The 18,011-nt window shown below is 50.9% G+C and carries 11 protein-coding genes and 4 pseudogenes; 9 read left to right on the forward strand and 6 right to left on the reverse strand.

Annotation, left to right across the window (positions count from 1 at the left end; all coding sequences use genetic code 11):
- Positions 1 to 51: 51 nt before the first annotated feature.
- Positions 52 to 483, forward strand: a complete 432-nt coding sequence (locus CWM58_RS02680) for a universal stress protein (RefSeq protein ID WP_100680155.1) — start codon at positions 52 to 54, stop codon at positions 481 to 483.
- 51 nt (positions 484 to 534) lie between these two features.
- On the opposite strand, the gene CWM58_RS02685 is transcribed toward CWM58_RS02680, so the two are convergent.
- Positions 535 to 1,221 carry a GntR family transcriptional regulator gene (locus tag CWM58_RS02685; RefSeq protein ID WP_008805006.1) on the reverse strand — a complete coding sequence of 229 codons (687 nt, stop codon included), beginning with the start codon at positions 1,219 to 1,221 and terminating at the stop codon, positions 535 to 537.
- A 91-nt stretch (positions 1,222 to 1,312) separates the two neighbouring features.
- Positions 1,313 to 2,062: a bifunctional NADP-dependent 3-hydroxy acid dehydrogenase/3-hydroxypropionate dehydrogenase YdfG gene (gene ydfG, locus CWM58_RS02690; RefSeq protein ID WP_061154691.1), complete on the reverse strand. Its 750-nt coding sequence runs from the start codon at positions 2,060 to 2,062 to the stop codon at positions 1,313 to 1,315.
- A gap of 130 nt (positions 2,063 to 2,192) precedes the next feature.
- On the opposite strand from ydfG, the gene dcp reads away from it, so the two are divergent.
- Positions 2,193 to 4,238, forward strand: a complete 2,046-nt coding sequence (gene dcp, locus CWM58_RS02695) for a peptidyl-dipeptidase Dcp (protein WP_100680156.1) — start codon at positions 2,193 to 2,195, stop codon at positions 4,236 to 4,238.
- A gap of 153 nt (positions 4,239 to 4,391) precedes the next feature.
- Here dcp and CWM58_RS02700 read toward each other — a convergent pair whose 3' ends face one another.
- The gene (locus CWM58_RS02700; protein WP_050887873.1) at positions 4,392 to 4,862 is read right to left on the reverse strand and encodes a GNAT family N-acetyltransferase; all 471 of its coding nucleotides are present in this window, start codon (positions 4,860 to 4,862) and stop codon (positions 4,392 to 4,394) included.
- A 480-nt stretch (positions 4,863 to 5,342) separates the two neighbouring features.
- On the opposite strand from CWM58_RS02700, the gene CWM58_RS02705 reads away from it, so the two are divergent.
- The 4 genes and pseudogenes from CWM58_RS02705 to CWM58_RS29515 all read left to right on the forward strand — a co-directional run.
- Entirely contained in the window at positions 5,343 to 7,022 is a 1,680-nt protein-coding gene (locus CWM58_RS02705; protein WP_100680157.1) for a ShlB/FhaC/HecB family hemolysin secretion/activation protein, read from the forward strand.
- 53 nt (positions 7,023 to 7,075) lie between these two features.
- Positions 7,076 to 12,421, forward strand: a complete 5,346-nt coding sequence (locus CWM58_RS02710; RefSeq protein ID WP_100680158.1) for a DUF637 domain-containing protein — start codon at positions 7,076 to 7,078, stop codon at positions 12,419 to 12,421.
- Positions 12,422 to 12,430: 9 nt separating this feature from the next.
- Positions 12,431 to 12,796, forward strand: coding sequence for a DUF596 domain-containing protein (locus CWM58_RS02715; RefSeq protein WP_100680159.1), 366 nt, complete (start codon positions 12,431 to 12,433; stop codon positions 12,794 to 12,796).
- Between the two features lie 315 nt (positions 12,797 to 13,111).
- Positions 13,112 to 13,261: pseudogene (locus tag CWM58_RS29515) on the forward strand (DUF637 domain-containing protein); the annotation flags it as partial.
- Here the strand turns inward: CWM58_RS29515 and CWM58_RS02730 are convergent.
- From CWM58_RS02730 to CWM58_RS02740, 3 genes and pseudogenes are all read right to left on the reverse strand, one after another.
- Positions 13,256 to 13,609 (reverse strand): annotated as a pseudogene (locus tag CWM58_RS02730) (SOS response-associated peptidase family protein); the annotation flags it as partial. The pseudogenes CWM58_RS29515 and CWM58_RS02730 sit on opposite strands and share 6 nt — an antisense overlap.
- An 84-nt stretch (positions 13,610 to 13,693) precedes the next feature.
- Positions 13,694 to 15,187 carry a group II intron reverse transcriptase/maturase gene (gene ltrA / locus CWM58_RS02735; protein WP_050484414.1) on the reverse strand — a complete coding sequence of 498 codons (1,494 nt, stop codon included), beginning with the start codon at positions 15,185 to 15,187 and terminating at the stop codon, positions 13,694 to 13,696.
- Between the two features lie 591 nt (positions 15,188 to 15,778).
- Positions 15,779 to 16,096 (reverse strand): annotated as a pseudogene (locus CWM58_RS02740) (SOS response-associated peptidase family protein); the annotation flags it as partial.
- A gap of 276 nt (positions 16,097 to 16,372) precedes the next feature.
- Between CWM58_RS02740 and CWM58_RS02745 the strand changes: the two are divergent.
- The 3 genes and pseudogenes from CWM58_RS02745 to CWM58_RS29130 all read left to right on the forward strand — a co-directional run.
- Positions 16,373 to 16,621, forward strand: a pseudogene (locus CWM58_RS02745) (M3 family metallopeptidase); the annotation flags it as partial.
- A 483-nt stretch (positions 16,622 to 17,104) separates the two neighbouring features.
- Positions 17,105 to 17,746: an SLATT domain-containing protein gene (locus tag CWM58_RS02750; RefSeq protein WP_227520694.1), complete on the forward strand. Its 642-nt coding sequence runs from the start codon at positions 17,105 to 17,107 to the stop codon at positions 17,744 to 17,746.
- On the forward strand, positions 17,747 to 18,001 hold the full coding sequence (locus tag CWM58_RS29130) for a hypothetical protein (protein WP_227520695.1): 255 nt from the start codon (positions 17,747 to 17,749) through the stop codon (positions 17,999 to 18,001).
- Positions 18,002 to 18,011 lie beyond the last annotated feature (10 nt).

An 18,011-nucleotide genomic window follows, 5' to 3' on the forward strand; every position in this document is an offset into this window, starting at 1 on the left:
GCATAGTTAAGTCATTGAAAAAGAACTTTCTCTGGAAAAGGAGTACGGGCCATGTATAAAAAAATTTTATTGCCTGTTGATGTCTTTGAAATGGATTTAAGCGATAAGGCTGTGCGTCACGCGGAATTCCTCGCCACTGCAGAAAACGGTGAAATCACATTGCTCAACGTTCTGCCGAACAGCAGTCGTTCACTATTACGTGGTTTTACGGCGGATATTCGTAAATTCGAAGCCTATATGAAAGAAGAGTCGGAGAAAAAGATGCGCGAGGTGGCGCGACGGTTCGACATCCCGATGTCGCGGATCCATACCCGGGTGGTCTTTGGTAACGTGCGCGACGAAATTCTGGCTATCAGTAATAATGAAGAGTTCGATGTGATAGTGGTTGGCTCCCGCAAACCGGGCATCTCCACCCATCTGCTGGGCTCCAACGCCGAGTCGATTCTGCGCTACGCCAAAACGCCGGTGCTGGTCGTCCGTTAATCCCCTCAATGACGACGGCTGCGTCAGCCTCGCTGGGCAGCCGTCTGACCATTAATCTTCGCTAAACCAGTCGCGGTTCTCCTGGCGGATCAGTAACACGGACTCGCTGATTTCATGCAGATGGACATTCATTGCCTGCTCTACTGCCTCCGCGTCGCGTTTTTCCAGCGCGGTGAAAATCTCATGGTGCTGACGCAGGAGCATCTCCGGCGAGGTGATATGGTCCAGGCTCATGTAGCGCACGCGGTCGATGGCGGCTTTTATATTTTCCACCGTATCCCATGCCAGCTGACAATCGGCAATGATCGACAGCTTCTGGTGAAACTCATCATCAAGCAGGAAAAAGTCGTTTGATTGTTGTCTGTCGACGGCAATACGCTGCTGATGGAGATTCTGCTCCAGCTGATAAACCTGCTCATCGTTAATCATGCCGGCAGCCCGGCGGACCACCGCGCACTCAATCGCCTGGCGGACAAAGCAACCATTGCGCACCTGCGACAAGGAAATTTTATTGACGTAGCTGCCGCGCTGGGGACGTATCTGGATAAGCCCATTTTCCGCCAGCTTGATGAAGGCCTCGCGCACCGGCTGACGCGACACATCGAAACGCACGGAGACTTCTTTCTCGGACAGCGGTGTGCCAGGCGGGATCAGGCAGTGAACGATATCCCGGCGGAGGATGCGATAAATTTGCTGATTGACGGGTTGCGTCGGATTCAGTTGCGATTCTGCGGCCATTGATGGTTACTTTTTAAGGGATTATGCGCACTATTTTACGCGTTTTTTGCGGTTCCGCCCATACCCGGCCCGCAGGCCGGGTGGCTGACGGTTAGCCCTGACGGTGAATACTGAGTCCGGCAAAGCTCTGGCTCACCGGCATCATCTCCAGGGTGTTGATGTTGACGTGCTTCGGCAGGGTGGCCACCCACCAGACCGCCTCGGTCACATCTTCCGGCGTCAGGGCTTCGGTGTTCTCATAAGTTTTCCCGGCCTTGGCGTCATCACCTTTAAAGCGTACGTTGGAGAACTCGGTGCCTCCCACCAGACCCGGCTCGATGTCGGTGACGCGCACCGCGGTGCCGTGCAGGTCGGTACGAAGATTCAGGCTGAACTGACGGACGAAGGCTTTGGTCGCCCCATAGACGTTCCCCCCGGCATAAGGCCAGCTGCCTGCCGTGGAGCCGATGTTAATGATATGCCCGCGATTGCGCTCCACCATACCCGGCAGAACCGCGCGGGTCATGTACACCAGCCCTTTATTATTGGTGTCGATCATATCTTCCCAGTCTTCCACGCTGGCGCGGTGCGCCGGCTCCAGACCCAGCGCCAGGCCGGCGTTATTCACCAGGACGTCAATCGCCTGCCACTCAGCGGGCAGATCGGCAATCAGCGTCTCAATGGCGGCGCGGTTGCGGACGTCAAGCTGGGCGATATAAAGGTTATCACCGAGGTCGTCTTTCAGCGTCTTCAGGCGCTCTTCACGACGTCCGGTGGCAATCACTTTATGGCCGTTAGCGACGAAACGGCGAGTAATACTTTCACCAAAACCGGCGGTGGCACCGGTAACCATGATAATCATCTTACTGTTCCTCAACGCTTTTTGTGTTTTCATACCATAGCACGCACAGACGGCGACCGGTAACGGAAATCATTGCGACCCCTTAAGGAGAAGCCTAATCTTACAGGATTAGCCTGTGCAGGAGAGAAAGATGTCTGAACAAAATCCCTTTTTTAGCGTCAGTTTGCTGCCTTACCAGGCACCCCCGTTTAATCTCATCCAGGACTGCCACTATCGCCCGGCGTTTGATGAGGGTGTCCGGCAGCAGCGCGCGGAGATCCGCGCGATAATCGACAACCCGGAGCCGGCGAATTTTGCCAACACTCTTGAGGCCCTTGAACAGAGCGGACAGCTGCTGGCGCGAGTGACGCGGGTCTTTTTCGCCATGGCTGGCGCCCACACCAACCCGTTCATTCAGTCTCTGGATGAAGAATTTTCCGCTGAGCTCGCCGAGCTGGGGAATGACATCTGGCTTAACGAGGCCTTGTTTCAGCGAGTGAACAGCGTCTATGAGCAGCGTGACGCGCTGGCGTTAGACAGCGAATCTCATCGTCTCCTGACCCTCACCTGGCAACGTTTTGTTCATGCCGGGGCGACCCTGGCGCCGGCGCAGAAGGCGGTGCTGCGCACGCTGAACACCGAAGCGGCGACCCTGCAAAGTCAGTTCCAGCAGCGGCTGCTGGGGGCGACCAAAAGCGGTGGCCTGGTGGTTGATTACCGACATCAACTGGATGGCCTGGCGGATGAGGAGATAGCGGCGGCGGCCGATGCGGCGCAGGAAAAAGGGCTCAGTGACCGCTGGCTGCTGACGCTGACCAATACCACCCAGCAGCCGCCGCTGCTCTCTTTGCGCGACCGACAGACGCGGGAGAATCTCTTTGCCGCTGGCTGGACGCGCAATCAGCAGGGCGATGAGCATGATACACGTCGCCTGGTGCTGCGACTGGCGGCGATCCGCGCGCAGCAGGCGGAGCTGCTGGGCGCGGCCGATTACGCCAGCTGGGCGCTGACCGATCAAATGGCGGCCTCTCCGGCGGAGGCATTAACTTTTATGCGCCGGATCGCGCCGGCAGCGCGGGCGCGGGCGGAACGAGAGCTGGCTGACATCCAGCAGGTGATTGACAACGAGGGCGGGGCGTTTCGCGCCGCGGCATGGGACTGGCTCTATTACAGCGAACAGGTGCGGCGAGCTGCCTTTGCCATTGATGATGCGCAGCTTAAACCCTATTTTGCTCTCGAGCGCGTGCTGCAGGATGGCGTCTTCTGGACGGCCACGCAGCTCTTTGGCCTCCGCTTTGTCGAGCGCTTCGATATCCCCGTCTATCACCCGGATGTTCGGGTCTGGGAGATCTTCGATCACAACGGCGAAGGGATGGCGCTGTTTTATGGTGACTACTACGCACGCGACTCAAAGAGCGGCGGTGCCTGGATGGATGTGTTTGTCGAACAGTCTACTCTGCGGGAGCAACGACCGGTTATCTACAATGTCTGCAACTACGCCCGGCCGCAGGCAGGGCAGAGCGCGCTGTTGTCGTGGGATGAGGTGATCACTCTGTTCCATGAGTTTGGTCATACCCTGCATGGGCTGTTCGCCAGCCAGCGTTACGCCAGTCTCTCCGGAACCAATACCCCGCGCGATTTTGTCGAATTTCCTTCGCAGATCTTCGAACACTGGGCCAGCCAGCCGCAGGTGTTTGCCCACTACGCGAAGCACTACCAGTCCGGGGAGCCGATGCCGGAAGCGCTACGCGACAATATGTTGCGTGCGGCAACCTTCAATAAAGGGTACGACATGAGCGAGCTGTTGGCTGCTGCGTTACTCGATATGCGCTGGCATAGCCTGTCGACCTCGGCAATACCGGAGGACGTGGATGGGTTTGAGCAGAAGATATTGCAGGAAGAACACCTGGATCTGGCGGCCGTTCCGCCGCGCTATCGCAGCAGCTATTTCTCCCATATCTTTGGCGGCGGCTATGCGGCAGGTTATTACGCCTATCTGTGGACCCAGATGCTGGCCGACGACGGCTATCAGTGGTTCGTGGAGCAGGGCGGTTTGACCCGTGAGAACGGTCAGCGCTTCCGGGAAGCGATTCTGTCGCGCGGTAATAGCACTGATTTAGCTGAACTTTATCGCCAGTGGCGCGGGCACGATCCACAGATTGAGCCGATGCTGAAAAATCGCGGGTTGAATACGTAGGGCCATTTCGGGCTGACACGATAACCGGGCGCGATGCCCGGTTTTTTTCGATTTTTTTCGTAAAACCGCTGCAAAAGTCTTTCCGAAAATGAATCCTTAAACCAGGGAAAATTTGCAGGAGGATAGAGCCCCATTTTTTCACGTAGCTCAAATTTATAGTGTGATGGACATATCCATGCAACGTAGATCTGTTTGGGCAAGTCTTGATGGGGATGTCGTTTCCTTGATAAACATAAAGCCATGCTTTTCGTAGAAAGTTTGCGCGTTTGGTGTTGAGGTCAGGGTTAGCTGTTTCAGCCCTCTTGTCATCGCCTCTTCTTTAATCGTTTCAATAATCAGGCTAGCAAAACCTTTACCAAAAAAATCCGGCAATGTAAAAATAGCTTCTACGCTACCCTCGGTAAGATCCAGATACCCCGTTGCCACCAATCCTGTATCTGGCAGCTCGACAACAAAGAAAGGATTTTCCGTAATTACCTCCCTGTAATGTTCAGGCATCGCTTCGGGTGTCCAGGCTTCAAGTACCTTGGCGCTATAACTTGGCTTACATCCTTCCCGAATAGAAAGGTTCCTTATATTCCAACATTCCTCTGCCTCTTCTGGTACAGCAAGTCTGATTTTCATTTGTTCTTCCTTTTCGTCTTATTATCTTTAAAGAATCATCATGAAATGGATTTATTTCAAGTTTGTTAAATAAAAAAGTAAAGTTCGCTTCTGGCACAGAGTGAATAATTCATCTTTTTACAGCTCCGGTTAAAAGGATCGCAGCCCGAATGTCAGGCAATGCTGACACTAGCGGTATCGCTAAAATCTGTCTCTATCACATGCGATTCTACAATAACGTCCTTGCTCCCGGACTGCGAGACGTCCGGCGTTAGGTTGTCTGACCAGCTTCTCAGTGCGTGTTTTGTTGCATGGCACCGGGCATCAGAATTGCCACGCAAAGATCACTTTTAGTTCATCTCTGCTGCGTTCCAAACCCGGTACAGTATCTCTGCATTAACCTGATGAGAATAAATTTCACACAATTGTGAGATTTTAATGGATATTTAATTACAAACAATTACATTGAATTGCACAACATTTCAGAAAATGGAGTTTTTGATGTCGTGTTTATCCTCTGCCAGGTATGGGCTTCTTTTAGCAGCTTTAATATCAGCAGGTCTATCTGCAGCGCCGCTGAGTCCTGCTGATCAGAATGCTATTGAGCAACAACAAAAGGCATTACTGGAACAGTCGCAGCAGCAGCGCGACATGCTCCGTAATTCCACACCGGCCCCCACACTTCCGACAACAGCCTCTGCTGAGGCGGGAGGGAAGTGTTTTGAACTCTTTCGTATTCGTCTGGGTAACGTCACGGTTCTCCCGCGTTCTGTACAACGAAAACTAACAGCAATTCCGGCAGAGGGGTGTATGACCCTTAAGGATATCCAACTGCGGGTGCGGGATGTCACACAGGATTATCTTTCCCGGGGATTCATCACTTCACGAGCCTGGCTGCCAGAACAGGATATTTCCGGAGGGAGTCTGGTCATTGCCGTGACGGAAGGGCGTGTGGAGACCGTTACTCTGGATGGTCATCAGGAAAAGGCTCTGAAAATGGCTTTCCCTCAGGCTGAAGGGCAAGTACTGAATCTCCGTGATATTGAACAGGGGCTGGAACAACTGAACCGTATGAGCTCACGTGCTCTGACCGTCGATATTTTGCCGGGGAGCCGTGAAGGTTTTTCCCGGGTTGCATTGGTGCCGGTCAGTCAGCGTTTTCCCATCAGTCTGGATGTGAGCGCAGATAACAGCGGGCAGAAAAGCACCGGTAGTGGGCAGATGAATGCTCGCCTGACGGCAGACAATCCGCTGGGGCTGGCAGACCAATGGACACTGGCAGCTGGAAGGGATAGTGAGTTTCACCATGACAGACGTAGCCGCAATATGCTGGGGAGCGTTTCGATTCCTTATGGATACTGGTTGTTCAGCGCGCAGTATGGATGGTCTGATTTTTATCAGACACTTTCTCTTGGTGAATCTCCGCTGCGCTGGCGTTATGAAGGTACCGTACAGTCACACCGACTGGGTGCCAGTCGTACATTACTGCGTGACGGCAAACAACGCCTTGTGCTCGATATTGCCCTGTCCCGTAGGGAAACCGAAAACCGATTGGGCGGTGTACGCCTTGACGTCAGCAGCCCGACTCTGAGCAGCGTGACCGCCGGGCTGAGCTATAGCAGGAGTATCGGCGGCGGTTATCTGACTTTCGGTCCTTCCCTTTCTCACGGTCTCTCTCTCGCCGGAGCAACAAGGGATGATCCTGCTCATCCCGACCTGCCGCGCAGTGAATTCCGGCGTTTCAGTGCCAGCACAAGCTGGTTTTATCCGCTGACCAGCTCTATCTACTGGCTTACCTCGGCATACGGACAGACCACGCCGGACAACCTCTATGCCAGTGAACGTCTGTCAGTCGGGGGGCAATATTCGGTGAGAGGTTTTAAAGAGCAGTATCTCTCCGGAAACCGGGGTGGATACTGGCGAAATGAGCTGACCGGGCAGTTGCTGACGCTTCCTGTTACAGGAGGAGGACTGTCAGCTACCGGTGCGGTAGACATTGGACATGTCATCAGCCAGAGAGGAATAACAGAAGGTGGCACGCTTACTGGAGCCTCATTTGGCTTTGAATTGTCAAACGCATGGTTGTCCCAGTCACTGACGCTGGGTGTCCCTTTGTCCTGGCCGGGTTCCATTCGTCCGGATAAACACGTGGTTTACTGGCAGGCCACGGTTTCACTTTAACTGCCGGCACACAGCAGGGGCTTTTGCGGCCCCGTAATACAGGATGTTCAGAAATGGAAAAACTAACTCATCCGCTGGCTCGTGGGGCCAGCTGGTTGTTGATATACCTCACAGCCGTTCAGCCTTTACATCCTGCTGTTGCGGCAGGTATCGCCGCCGCGAATGGTAACACCCAGGTCGTAGTTAAACCCGGAAATGTACCGGTTGTGAACATCGCCACACCCAACGCAGCAGGCATATCGCATAACGCCTACCAGGATTTTAATGTTGGAACACAAGGCGCCGTGTTAAATAACGCCACCCAGGGAGGGAAAACACAGCTGGGTGTAACAATCGATAACGGTAATGCCGGACTCAAGGGAAAACCAGCAGAACTGATTATTAACGAGGTGACCAGCGGTAACCGCTCTGAACTGAAAGGAAAGCTGGAAGTTTTTGGTAATAAAGCTGGCGTGATGATTGCCAACCCGAATGGCATCACCTGCGATGGATGCGGATTCATTAATACACCTTCAGTGACTCTGACAACAGGCAAGCCACAGTTTGATAAACAGGGGGCGCTCGATGCGCTTGAGGTTAAAAAAGGTGCGGTGATTATCGGCGGTAATGGTCTGGATGGCGCCAGTGCTGAATATGTCGATGTCATCAGTCGAGCAACCGAACTGAACGGTAAAATTAACGCTAAAACGCTCACGCTGACCCAGGGGGCAAACAGAGTCAGCTTCAAGGATGGCTCGGTAAAACCCATTGCTGGCGAGGGAGCAAAGCCTCAGCTTGCTGTCGATACTAAGGCGTTGGGCGGGATGTATGCCGGAAAAATCCGCCTGGTTGCCACTGAGAACGGTGTCGGGGTCAACCTGAACAGTATTACCTCTACTCAGCGGGAAATTTCCCTGACGACCGCCGGAAAAATAACCCTCAGCAACGTTAAAGCGCAGACAGACCTCAATGTCAGCGGGCAGGAGATCGTCACACCTGCGGGCAGCAGCGTGCGTGCAGAGCGTGATATGACACTGGCGGCCACTACCATCGATAACCGCAGCAGCACTACTACTGCACACGGGGATATGCGGGTATTTGCTTCTGTGGTGCACAATACCGGTAACGGTGCGACCTTACACAGCCAGAAAAACCTGTGGATACAGAAAGATGCTCAGGGTAATAAAAGCAATCTGGTGGAGAACCGTTCGGCCACTATCAAAACCAATACAGGTGACCTGGTTATCCGAACTGATCGGCTGGAAAATATAATCTCAAGGGCTGATACCATTATCAGTACAGAACGTCCTACGACAGCACTGGTATCAGACTCCCGACTGGGCTGGCATCCTATGAACAGCGGTATGGGACAGGGAATAGCTCATGTCGTAGGGGAAATGGAAACAGGGGAGCCAGATAAGTGGTTTGGCAGTATTGATTTTAAAAATCTGACTTACCTTCAGACAGAAAAGCAACACTATACAGTGCTGACAGAAGGCGCCCGACCGGTTATTAGTGCAGGTAATAATCTGTACCTCAATGCCGGGGACCTGATTAACCGCCTTGGGGATATCTCAGCAGGTAAGGATGCGGTTCTTACAGGTCGTAATTTTATCAGTGAAAATCGTTATGAGGGGACGCTGGGTAAATATTTAATCTATCAGCAGGATCCGTATATAGAGACGCTGAAACCAGAGCCAATGGAAGGTGGGGCTTTTCCCGGAGGTTTGTTTCATACGAGACAAATTATTAAATATCGCCACTCTGGAGAAATGAATGACTGGACACCTGGCCGGCTGTTGGTCTCTCGCCTCAGTACAGGGGGAAATCTGGTTGCTGATTTTTCAGAACGTATCGAAAGTAATGAACCCTATTCCACGAATGTCGGTTATTCAGGCGTTATGGCACGGCCGGACACAATTACGGCCAAAAATATCCTGCTGCGTGCCGGAAATATTATAACCACCGATGTGATGAAAGCTACCGGAGACATCATCTTACAGTCAGACGGTAGCACGAAAATGGCACTGGCTTTAATGACGGCCGGAAAAGATCTTTCCGTTCTGGCAGGAGGCGGTGTTGAGGCATGGCAGAGTGAACTGAAAGGGCAAAATATTACACTGGTCAGTCGCGGCGGTGATGTCATATCTCATACCAGCGAGTGGCCAAACTATTTCCATTCTGATGGAGTGCGCTGGCTGGGGAGCCTGGAGGCATCACGTGATTTATCAGTAACAGCCGGTGGAAATATTCTGCTCAGGAACACGCGTTTTCCCGTTCGGAGCCAGAATATTTCTCTGGTTGCCAATGGTGATATCACCATGGATAAAAATGAAGCAATGCTGGGCCATGAGAGACCGGGCGTTGTCATGGACCAGGCTCGTAAACAGGAATTATTTAATCGTATGCTCCCCGGAGAGCCACTGCGTGCTTCCGGTGATATCACTCTGAGTGGCAAACGGCTGTCTCTGTATGGAGCAGGACTTGAAGCCGGAGGTAATATCAGTCTCTCGTCGGCTGCAAATACAGACCTCAATATGCGGAGTCTCAGTGACCGCTACAGTGAGTTTTTCCCGAATAACCGGATACCCGAGTTACGCAGTCATCTGAATGCAGGAGGCAACCTGTTGATAAACTCTGCAGCAGATATCGGTCTGCAGGGCGCCGATATTGTTGCCGGGAAAAACGTGACACTGCTGGCCGGGAAACTTGTCTGGCTGGGGGCCTACGGATATGGCGTAACGGACAGCGGTAATGACAATAACAGAGATGAACTTAACGTACTGACCCGTATTCACGGTGCAAATAGCGTCACGCTGGCGGCAAATGGCGCTATTCAGGCTACCGGCAGTACGCTGACATCGAATGGAAACATTACGCTGACTTCCGGCGGGAATATGCAGTTTCAGTCTGCACGGGGCACTGTTTATCGCGAGTCCGGCAATTCCTGGACTGAAAGCGTCAGTCAGACGGGAGTCATGTTGAATGCCGGTGGTGCGCTAACGATCATCTCAGGCGGAAGCATCCTTTTCCAGGCATCGCGTTTGCTGGCAAAGGGAGCCATGGATGTTGCAGCAAAAGGTGGCTGGCTCTATGCACAGGCGATGGAGGAGTCCAGTCATTACCAGCGAGAAACCACGAAGAGAAAGTGGTGGGGTGAGAAAACTACTGTTAAACAGACTAAGCATACTACCACTAACAAGGTTACGGAGTTTACAGCTGGCGGCAATCTCAGCCTGATGAGTCGTGATGACAGTACCTATGAAGCCAGCAAAATTGAGGCGCAAAAGAATGCCACGCTAACCAGCACAAACGGAAAGGTCAATTTTCTGGCAGTAAAAAATACCACCTTCGAGCAAACCGTAAGCACCTCGAAAGGGTTCTATATCAAACAGGGAAATAAGGGCTACAGCGAAGGGAAATGGGTCCTGCCTTCCGTTTACGCCGGCGGTACGCTGACGGTGGATGCGGCAGGCGGTATCAGTGCTGATGTTAAAACCAAAAATGGTCAGGCGCTGCAGGGAGCCATTAGCGCACTCGCCGTTCAGCCGGGTACCGAATGGCTAAAAGGATTAAACACCCGCAATGATGTACAGTGGAACATGGTCAAGGATGCCTACGACAGCTGGAACTATAAAAGCCAGAGCCTGAATCCGGCCGTTGCCGCGGTGATTGCGATAGCGGCTGCTGCAGTGACTGCCGGAACGGGGCTCGCAGCTTTGGCTGGAAGCGGCGCGATTACGGCAACCGGCGTCACAGGCGCAACGGCTTCCGCGGCAGTGTATGGCTCAGCCTATGCAGGTATGACATCCCTGGTTTCCCAGGCTGCCGTCGCGCTGGTTGAAAACCAGGGCAATCTGTCAAAAACCCTGTTGGCACTGGGAAGCAGCAGTTCGGTCAAATCGCTGGCCACCTCCATGGCTATAGGCGGGGCGCTGGCCGGATTCGATGAGGTGATGAACGTCAGTGTGTCGCCGGACAAGGCGCGTCTGCCGGCTCTGGCGAAGGATGAGGGGTGGAGCAAGGTTGTCCAGCGCGTGGCCGGGCAGTCGGTTATCAGCTCCAGCCTCAACACCGGCATCAATGGCGGCAGCTTTAAGGACAATCTGGTCAATGCGCTGTTATCAAATATTGGTAATCAGGTTCAGGCCGAAGGCGCAGGGCTGATTGGGGACAACGGGGAAGTGTTAGGTGTGGCCGGAAAATCGGTCAGCCATGCGGTGCTGGCGGGCATCAGTGCGGAAATCGGGCGGGGTGATGGTAAAGGCGCGGCCGCCGGTGCGCTGGCCGCGGAACTGGCCGGGGTCATCATGCAAAGCTCGTTGTTCGAACCCGCAAATCTAAATGAACAAGAGCGCCAGTTGCGGCGTCTGCAGGAAGCGCTGAACGGTAATGAGGCAAAAGAGCAGACGGCCCGTGTTATTGGCGCGTTGACCGGGGCGCTGACTACGCATACGCCCGAAGGCGCGTATAGCAGTGCAGACAGCGCGCAAAATGTTTACCGTTACAATATGACGGAGCATATGCTGCAACAATATACTCTGGATAATCAGCGGGATATTCTTGCGGCAGATAAAGGGGACAAGGAAGCAGCTAAACGCGTTCAGGCCCGGCGGGAAGCGGCGATTATCGTGGCTGCTGCCAGCGGTGGAGGTATGGCGCTGACCGCAGGTGGGATGACCCTGGTAGGTTCGGCCCCCGAGCTGGTTCTGGCGGCAAGACTGGTCATCGCTAGTTGTAAAACAAATCCTGCGCTTTGCCTGAATCAGGCGGGTATTTATGCGGCAGATATTGTGGCACCAGAGGCCATCATTGGTACAGGCGCTGTAACGACCGGCAGCACATTGATTCTGGGTAAAACCGAAGACAGCTTGAAGAAGCTTTCGCAGCAGTTGGTGAAGGCCTATGATGAACTGAATATAACAAAAACATTAAATATACAGCCTGTTGCCGGTTTCATTAAAGGCGAAACAGCAGCCGGAGCTAATCTGTCGACGAAAACGGCAGATTATGTCCGCGATATTCAGAAAACCAATACTGGCCAGTTAGTTAAAGTGTTTGATCCAAAACAGAGTAGCGATAAGCTCAATGTGTTCGGGAAGGAGTTTGCGCAGGTGTTGGGTGACGGGGGAGGTAATAAGTACGGAACGACCAAGGTCTTTGCGACAGAGAAACTTTCCGACCGAGATATCATTGATTATGCGCAATCTTTGACGGGGGGAGAGCCATTTAAAGAAGTCACGACTCCTTTAGGTACAGTTTATTTTTCAAAAAAAGATGGTGTAACAATAAGCTTGCGTGACTATTCCGCCAGCGAAGAAAAAACGAATGCTCGCTGGACAATAGAAATTTTAGGTAATAAAGACTTACAAGCCTTACAGGGCAAGGTTAAGAAAAAAGTTGAGATCAAGTTTCGGTGAGGTGTTTATATGTTATATAGCGATGATGAATATAAGATGTTTGCTGAGGAACTGGAAGGATCATCCATAGGTACCGTATGGTCTGCCATGAGGGCGGATAATTTTGGGAAAGAAGCGTTATCATATAAAGAAAAATGTGACTATTTTTTTGAACTTATGGAGCGCCTTCTTCGGGAAGGAAAAATAAAATTAGCAAGTCGAGGAAAATATCTGGAAGGAAGCATCGACGAACAAATTTCTTTGTATCGTGAAAACTTTCCCCTAAACCAGGAGGAAATGGAAGAGGATGCTTTCGATAGTTTCTGGTTTCTGACGGAAAAATGCCCTGGCGGCATAGTCTGGATCCATGACAATGGCTATGAAGACTGGACCTGATGCACCGCTAGTCATAACGGCTCTTCGGAGCCGTTATCCTTGATGGTTAGGAATTTGGAAAAACGTTTTAAAAACTCACTGACCATGAACACAGGATCCCGAAACGCAGTGATGGTAAGTTATCGGGGGATTATGGCGATAAGATGCTTTTTTTGTTGTGTTTTTAACCGGAGGCTCATTTTTCGGCCGCACTTATCTTGCAGCCTGTGTCAGAAGCCATCGTTGTCTGGCGATCTCGTGGAGCCTTTCCGCCACTAATTCCGTGGCATGCCTGCCGGCCTTTGCGCCGACAAAGCGCAGCCGGTTGCCACATAGGATAATCTCACTAACGCCCTGCTAGCAAATATCGGCAATCAGATCAACACCGAGGGTGTAGGTCTAATTGTCGACAACGGTGAGGTTCTGGGACTGCCTGGCAAAGCGCTGAGCCATGCAGTGGTCTCGGGAATCAGTGCAGATTTAGGTGAGTTTTTGTATCAATTCCGGCCCCTGATTCTTAACATTACCCACCGCGCGGGAAACCGGGTGCCATTTGAAATGGTCTGCTGACAGAGCTCCATCTGCAATTATTTCCTGTGCCTCTTTCCCTCCGACATCCTGCCGCATCCATTCTCGCGCTGCTTCGGGCGCCAAGACCAGCGGCCGGCGGTCGTGAATATCCACGAGTCCTTGATCAACTGCGGCGGTCACAATCAAAAATCCCTCTGCTTCATCCCCACGCTCGAAAGGAACGCTGACGATCACAGCCATGAATATTGGCTGGCCATCAGCACGATGAATGAAATAGGGCTGCTTCTTGTCACCTTCCTTTTTGTCGAGTAGGGTGCCGAAGTTACCTCCGACACCCCCTCTAAGAACCGTGCGTGAGAGTTTCCAGCTCACACGGCTCAAGCCTTATCAAACACCACTATGAAATGATGCAGCAGGTGCAGTCAGTCGCGAAGATCTGGCTCGGGCATAATCTGCCCAATTCGTGTCATAGGGATTAAGTGCTGAGGCAACAAGTCTGTGACGGACAATTTTGATGCTTTGAGCGTTAATTAATCTCAAAGTCATAATTTGTCCCGTGACAGTATCCCGATATAGACCGCTGAAAACCCAGTCTCGGGATTTCACCTGAGCGAAGTATTTCTTTTTAATCCATCTGAGCCCTTTACGGGGATGTCTGGCCTTGGCCCACCTCCGGATAATTTCAAAGATCAGGTGATCCACATAAGTGAATGCCCGCTTGGAAACAACATGACGATGGTAGTTGGCCCATCCCCTGATCACAGGGTTTAGCCTCGTGATCAATGACGCAACAGGTTGAGCTATCATTTGATTAGCAATTGCTTTGACCTTCGAGATCAACGTGTTGATGCTTTTTCTGGACGGTTTAATGAGAAGTTTTCCGTTAGGATAACGTCTTATGTTCTGGCCGAGAAAATCGAAACCTTCAGAGACATGGGTAACCCGGGTCTTTGCTTTAGAAAGCTCCAGCCCACGTTCTGCAAGGAATGCTTCGACGAGAGGTATGACTTTATTAATCGTGTCCCGGCTGTCACCGGTAATAATAAAGTCGTCGGCATAACGGATCAGATGCACTTTGGCTGCTTTTCCCGCCCCTGAACCTTTTCCCTGCCGTGGATATTGCGTCCTCAGCAGGTGTTCCAGTCCATCCAGCGTCAGGTTTGCCAGCACGGGTGAAATGATCCCTCCCTGAGGAGTGCCTGCAATTGTTGAGTGATAAACCTGTTTTTCCATAAAGCCTGACTTTAACCATTTACCGAGAACTGTTTTGTTCATTGGAACGTGGTCAATGAGCCACTGGTGGTCGATATTATCGAAACAGCCTTTAATATCACCTTCAAGAACCCATTCCGGGCTGCTTTTTCGAGCGAGATTAGTAAAGCATCTCTCGATCGCATCAGCGCACCGTCGCATGTTCCTGAATCCATAGGAACCGCCATCTGCTGTAGTTTCCGCGACAGGATCAAGCGCCAGCAGAAATAGTGCCTGCATAGCCCGATCCTTAATCGTAGGGATCCCAAGCGGACGTCGCTTACCATTAGCTTTAGGAATGTATATTCTTTTGAGCGGAGCGGGCGAGTAGCCCCTTGATTTGAGGGATTGAGCCCCAGCAAATCTTTTCGCTGGAGAGTCCCAGATGATACCGTCAACGCCAGCGGTATTTCTGCCTTTGTTGCTGGTCACTCTGCAAGCCGCCAGAAATTTACCGCTCATCGAACGCGTCAGCAGATAACTCAGGACACGAACTTTATTCCAGCGATTTTCCTGCACTGCCTTCACGATACGCGCCTGTAGCCGACTGACATTTGCCTCAATGTTCAACCAGTTAATGGCATCCCATTGCTGACCTTTGCCCGAGGCTGCACCAGCTTTCGCCATCATCTGCTTTTCCTCGCACGTCGTTAATCAGGTTATCTCGTGACGTAAGACCACGGGGAAGTCTGCCCGCTTTCGCGCCGGGTAATCTTTCAATCCGTATCCTGTTCATTACAAACAGGCATTCGCTTTTTCCCCGATCCTCTACCCACATAGCTATCACTTCACCTTGCGGTGAAGCTTCCTTAATAAGGAGCTATTTGGGCTTACCATGTTCCGCATAAATGACAAGAATGGTTTAGGTTCCTCTTACGCTACCGGCGGTCACTTTGCCCATGGCGGATGAGAATGGGACATCCGCTCCGACCGCAATCGAGCCCTGTCAGCATCTTTGGGCCCTTCATGGTTGACGATAGTAAACGAGGTTCGCATATGCTAACCATGCCACTCACCCTAGCTCCGACCCGCGTTGATGCTCGCAGGCATGCCGTTTTCTCACGATTCTGGCACTTACCAAATGGTAAAGGCTACATTGTCCGAGGGCTTTTGGACGGCCTGTTACCAGTCCGCCCTACCTCGTAGGGTACTGCCGATGGGACGGCAGGTTCGGTAATAATATATATTCCGAACAATCACTTATGCGACTTCACGTCGCACCCATTCAAACCATCCATCAGAGAAACAGATCGCTCGACCTTGCTGCCAAAGCGGTTTAGACATCCTGCTGGTGGCAGCGGTCTCAATCCGTGCATTAATCAGCGGTGGTTTATCCCACCATCCCGGTGCATAGCCCCAGTGAACGGGATCGAGATGCAATTGTTCGTCGCGTTCGCTCAGAAGCAAAACTTTGGTACATGGTGCGACGTTGTATCGACCAATCGGCGCCGGGTCATACGCGATGCCGCGCTCGGCTTCATCTGCCAGGTATGCCAAGTATTCTTCACGGGTTTGAGATTGAGCAAAGCGCCCGCACATGGTTACCTCCAGTCAGATGCCAGACTTAAAATTATAAGTCAGAAGAATAGAGTCGTTACCTCATCCTTACAGGACACTATTTGATAGTTATCAGTATGAAAATGAACTGATAAAGGTGCTGATTAGGCATTATTGAGAGAATGTCTTCCCCAAAACGATATGCAACTGACTGAATTGTATGAGATTGTATTTATGCTTAAATCAACGGGATTTTCATGATAAAAGAAAGTTAACTTTATGATTTTTATTGGTAAATGCGCCCATTGAAAAGGATGCTTCTCCCATATCTTCGGCGGCGGCTATGCGGCAGGCTATTATGCCTATCTGTGGACCCAGATGCTGGCCGACGACGGCTATCAGTGGTTTGTGGAGCACGGCGGTTTGACCCGTGAGAACGGTCAGCGCTTCCGGGAAGCGATTCTGTCGCGCGGCAATAGCACTGATTTAGCTGAACTTTATCGCCAGTGGCGCGGGCACGATCCACAGATTGAGCCGATGCTGGAAAATCGCGGGTTAAATGCGTAGGGCCATTTCGGGCTGACACGATAACCGGGCGCGATGCCCGTTTTTTTTTGACTTTTTCATTCAGGGTACCTGGCTACTCGCTGTAACGACCGGCAACGCTATGGCGGCGATTTAAGGGGGGAGGACTGAAAAGTGTCTACCCAGAATCTCCCGACCACAATTATCAGGTCTTTTTAATGCTGCCTGAAGTAATTATTCATCATTTTCAACCACGTCCAGCAATAAACGTAGAATTAAAATTTTAATTTCCAGAGAACTTGATATTCTCCGAGAGAGAATTAACACTCTTTATTATAACTGGGATTGATTATTTAAAGCTGTCGCAGTGTGCACTTAACTATGAGGTGCTTCGGGGCAATTGCTGCCTATTATTTTGCGTTGACAGAACGTCCTTCTTATTATTTTTTACACCGTCTCATTCTACAGGTTCACATTTTTGTAGGTTGTGCTGTGATCCTTTTCTTTTCTGTAAGGAAGAAGAATATGTCATATGCTGCCTGTGTTAAAAATATCTTTCCGCTGGCAAATATCAACGCACTGACACCAGCACAAAAGATTGAAGAATTATATCGTTATGCAAATGGATACAAAGAAGGCCTTTGTCAATGGTATTGGCGAGGTATTACCAGGAAAAGAAGAGCGGCATTTTCATTGCTAATTATAGTGTTCATTCTGGTGATATTGGCCACATTTATACAAACAGTAGTGGTTAATTATTATCAGGGAGATGCAAAAAAACAGTTCTTTTTTAGCCAGCTAGCCTTTGGTTTATTCGCACTATCCATAGTTTTCCTTTTAATTGACAAGGTGTTCGGTTGGACGAGTGGTTGGGTTAGATATATTAAGACAGTGCACGACATTGAAATGAGCCATAGTGATTTCACATCAAAATGGATATCTAACAATTGTTTGAATGAACATGATTTTAACACATGTTACAAAAATGCTCTTCAACTGGTAAAGGAATTTATTCAATCAGTAGATGATTTTCAGAAGCGTGAAACGGATGAATGGTCAATGCAGTTTGGTGATAGTTTGAACCAGCTAGGAGCAATGCTTAAAGCAAACCAGAAAGAGAGCAGCAAAAGTACACCAGAACAGAATGGAAATAACCAGAAAAAATAATTGGATGGGATGCTATTGTCAGGTGTTGTTAATATTTGCGTTACTAATTCATCATCAACAAAAATAATTAAAGTTTCTATGAGAAAAGGAATGAATACCATCAATGAGAAGGATTTTATTGCAGGTTGCTGGGGCGTAATTGATATTTCACCGGGTATTTATTTGCTTGAGGTTTTTGATGGTTTAAATTTGCTTGTTTCACAAGCGATAAAAATAACTTCGGGGGAAGTGTTTCGGGTTGATTTTTCTATCTAACCACGAGTGG

Source organism: Klebsiella sp. H-Nf2, assembly GCF_002806645.1.
Taxonomy (GTDB): Bacteria; Pseudomonadota; Gammaproteobacteria; order Enterobacterales; family Enterobacteriaceae; genus Klebsiella; species Klebsiella variicola.